Origin of the sequence: Microbulbifer agarilyticus (genome assembly GCF_020171345.1) — a bacterium.
In the GTDB taxonomy this organism is placed as follows: domain Bacteria; phylum Pseudomonadota; class Gammaproteobacteria; order Pseudomonadales; family Cellvibrionaceae; genus Microbulbifer; species Microbulbifer agarilyticus_D.
This window is the reverse complement of sequence record NZ_JAIUZM010000007.1, coordinates 1-4062: the sequence shown is the minus strand read 5'-3', so window position 1 is coordinate 4062 and position 4062 is coordinate 1. Positions and strand designations below refer to the sequence as shown.

The 4062-nt window shown below is 50.5% G+C and carries 2 tRNA genes and 3 rRNA genes; all 5 read right to left on the bottom strand.

Annotation, left to right across the window (positions count from 1 at the left end):
- A 5S ribosomal RNA gene (gene rrf / locus LCM31_RS16200) occupies positions 1-115 on the bottom strand; the annotation flags it as partial.
- 228 nt (positions 116-343) lie between these two features.
- Positions 344-3237: ribosomal RNA gene (locus LCM31_RS16195) — 23S ribosomal RNA — on the bottom strand.
- Positions 3238-3593: 356 nt separating this feature from the next.
- Positions 3594-3670, bottom strand: a tRNA-Ile gene (locus LCM31_RS16190).
- A 17-nt stretch (positions 3671-3687) separates the two neighbouring features.
- Positions 3688-3763, bottom strand: a tRNA-Ala gene (locus LCM31_RS16185).
- Positions 3764-3849: 86 nt separating this feature from the next.
- A 16S ribosomal RNA gene (locus LCM31_RS16180) occupies positions 3850-4062 on the bottom strand; the annotation flags it as partial.

Sequence of the window (4062 nt, the reverse complement as noted above, 5' to 3'; positions counted from 1 at the left end):
CCTGACGATGACCTACTCTCACATGGGGAATCCCCACACTACCATCGGCGATGTTGCGTTTCACTTCTGAGTTCGGCAAGGGATCAGGTGGTTCCACAACTCTATGGTCGTCAGGCAAACTGGCTTGGGTTGGTCTGGTCTTATGAGCCTTTCATCTCTTTTAAAGAGTGCTCTGCGCTGCCTGTTATCGCTGTTTGCCTTGGTCAGGTTCTGACCGGCGATAACCCCAAATAAGTCGGTAAAACATTCTGTAGTAATACACCGCAAGAACTGTATGTCTCTTCTCGCGCACAATCCACTGATCGTCTTCGATCAGTAAATCGTTAGTAACCATCTCTGTTGTATGGTCAAGCCGCACGGGCAATTAGTACTGGTTAGCTCAACGCCTCACAACGCTTCCACACCCAGCCTATCAACGTGGTAGTCTTCCACGGCCCTTTAGGACTCTCAAGGAGTCAGGGAAATCTAATCTTGAAGGAGGCTTCCCGCTTAGATGCTTTCAGCGGTTATCCCGTCCGAACATAGCTACCGGGCAATGCCACTGGCGTGACAACCCGAACACCAGAGGTTCGTTCACTCCGGTCCTCTCGTACTAGGAGCAACTCTTCTCAAATTTCCAACGCCCACGGCAGATAGGGACCGAACTGTCTCACGACGTTCTAAACCCAGCTCGCGTACCACTTTAAATGGCGAACAGCCATACCCTTGGGACCGGCTTCAGCCCCAGGATGTGATGAGCCGACATCGAGGTGCCAAACACCGCCGTCGATGTGAACTCTTGGGCGGTATCAGCCTGTTATCCCCGGAGTACCTTTTATCCGTTGAGCGATGGCCCTTCCATACAGAACCACCGGATCACTATGACCTACTTTCGTACCTGCTCGTCATGTCTGACTCGCAGTCAAGCGCACTTATACCATTATGCTCATTGCATGATTTCCGACCATGCTGAGTGCACCTTCGTACTCCTCCGTTACTCTTTGGGAGGAGACCGCCCCAGTCAAACTACCCACCATACACTGTCCTCGATCCGGATAACGGACCAGAGTTAGAACCTCAAACATACCAGGGTGGTATTTCAAGGATGGCTCCACTGCAACTGGCGTCACAGTTTCAAAGCCTCCCACCTATCCTACACAAATAGGCTCAAAGTTCAGTGCAAAGCTGTAGTAAAGGTTCACGGGGTCTTTCCGTCTAGCCGCGGGTACACTGCATCTTAACAGCGATTTCAATTTCACTGAGTCTCTGGTGGAGACAGCGTGGCCATCGTTACGCCATTCGTGCAGGTCGGAACTTACCCGACAAGGAATTTCGCTACCTTAGGACCGTTATAGTTACGGCCGCCGTTTACCGGGGCTTCGATCAAGAGCTTCGCATACGCTAACCCCATCAATTAACCTTCCGGCACCGGGCAGGCGTCACACCCTATACGTCCACTTACGTGTTTGCAGAGTGCTATGTTTTTAATAAACAGTCGCAGCCACCTGGTCACTTCGACCGGCCTCAGCTTAGGGAGCAAGTCCCATCACCAAAACCGGCGTACCTTCTCCCGAAGTTACGGTACCATTTTGCCTAGTTCCTTCACCAGAGTTCTCTCAAGCGCCTTGGTATTCTCTACCTGACCACCTGTGTCGGTTTAGAGTACGGTTCACAATTGCCTGAAGCTTAGAAGTTTTTCCTGGAAGCAGGGCATCAACCACTTCGTCTCTTAAAAAGAGACTCGTCATCAGCTCTCAGCCTTCTCAATAAAGAGTATGACCCGGATTTACCTAAGTCATAAGCCTACTACCTTAAACATGGACAACCAATCGCCATGCTGGCCTAGCCTTCTCCGTCACTCCATCGCAGCAATTGCAAGTACAGGAATATTAACCTGTTTCCCATCGACTACGGCTTTCGCCCTCGCCTTAGGGGCCGACTAACCCTGTCCCGATTAGCGTTGGACAGGAACCCTTGGTCTTCCGGCGGGGGGGTTTTTCACCCCCCTTGTCGTTACTCATGTCAGCATTCGCACTTGTGATACCTCCAGCAAACCTCACAGTTCACCTTCAGCGGCTTACACAACGCTCCTCTACCATGCTTAAAAAGCATCCGCAGCTTCGGTTATCAGTTTGAGCCCCGGTATATCTTCCGCGCGGGCCGACTCGACTAGTGAGCTATTACGCTTTCTTTAAAGGATGGCTGCTTCTAAGCCAACCTCCTAGCTGTCTGGGCCTTCCCACATCGTTTCCCACTTAACTGATATTTGGGACCTTAGCTGGCGGTCTGGGTTGTTTCCCTTTTCACGACGGACGTTAGCACCCGCCGTGTGTCTCCCGCGATTGCACTCCACGGTATTCGGAGTTTGCATGGGGTTGGTAAGTCGGGATGACCCCCTAGCCCAAACAGTGCTCTACCCCCGTGGGTGAGACGCGAGGCGCTACCTAAATAGCTTTCGAGGAGAACCAGCTATCTCCCGGCTTGATTAGCCTTTCACTCCGATCCACAGGTCATCTCCTAATTTTTCAACATTAGTGAGTTCGGTCCTCCAGTTGATGTTACTCAACCTTCAACCTGCCCATGGATAGATCGCCGGGTTTCGGGTCTATTGCCTGCAACTAAACGCCCTATTAAGACTCGATTTCTCTACGGCTCCCCTAAGCGGTTAACCTTGCTACAGACAATAAGTCGCTGACCCATTATACAAAAGGTACGCAGTCACCCCGAAGGGCTCCTACTGCTTGTACGTATACGGTTTCAGGTTCTATTTCACTCCCCTCTCCGGGGTTCTTTTCGCCTTTCCCTCACGGTACTGGTTCACTATCGGTCAGCTGGGAGTATTTAGCCTTGGAGGATGGTCCCCCCATGTTCAGTCAAGATAACACGTGTCCCGACCTACTCGATTTCACTCTAAATGCCTTTTCGTGTACGGGGCTATCACCCTGTATCGCGGAACTTTCCAGATCCTTCCACTAAGACATAAAGAGCTTAAGGGCTAATCCCCTTTCGCTCGCCGCTACTCAGGGAATCTCGGTTGATTTCTTTTCCTCCGGGTACTTAGATGTTTCAGTTCCCCGGGTTCGCCTCCCTAACCTATGTATTCAGTTAGGGATACCTGTAAAACAGGTGGGTTTCCCCATTCGGAAATCCTAGGATCAAAGTCTGTGTGCCGACTCCCCTAGGCTTATCGCAGGCTCCTACGTCCTTCATCGCCTCCAGCTGCCAAGGCATCCACCGTATACGCTTAGTCGCTTGACCATACAACACAAACGACTACTAACGACTTTGCATTTGAATACGGGTAAGTATTCAAACACCGGATTGTGTGCTTGAGAGACACACATTTCTATTGATGTTGAGTATTGTTAGTACTCAACCTCGCCTTGCAGTGTATTACTACAAAATGTTTCACCTTGTTAAAGAACATCTGATGTAAAAATCAGAAAGCTAATCTCTCGAATCAAGCAACACACTCAATCCAAAAAACCAGTTTTCTGATTTCTGATATTGATAAAAGAAAGAAAGAGGAAGTGAATTTTCACGAGTTGGTATTTTTGGAGCCCGCCGCATAGCCTGCTATGCAAGGGATTCAAAAGTGCCGAATCGTGGAAATTTGGTAGGCCTGGGCAGACTTGAACTGCCGACCTCACCCTTATCAGGGGTGCGCTCTAACCAGCTGAGCTACAGGCCTATAAACATCTCAGGAAATGGTGGAGCTAAGCGGGATCGAACCGCTGACCTCTTGGATGCAAACCAAGCGCTCTCCCAGCTGAGCTATAGCCCCAACTCGCTGAAGCCTTTCAAACATCAACATCATCAGTCCGATCAAGCAATATGTGTGAGCACTTACGAAGTTAGGTCGACTTCGATTAAGGAGGTGATCCAGCCCCAGGTTCCCCTAGGGCTACCTTGTTACGACTTCACCCCAGTCATGAATCACTCCGTGGTGACCGTCCCCCCGAAGGTTAGACTAGCCACTTCTGGAGCAACCCACTCCCATGGTGTGACGGGCGGTGTGTACAAGGCCCGGGAACGTATTCACCGTGACATTCTGATTCACGATTACTAGCGATTCCGACTTCA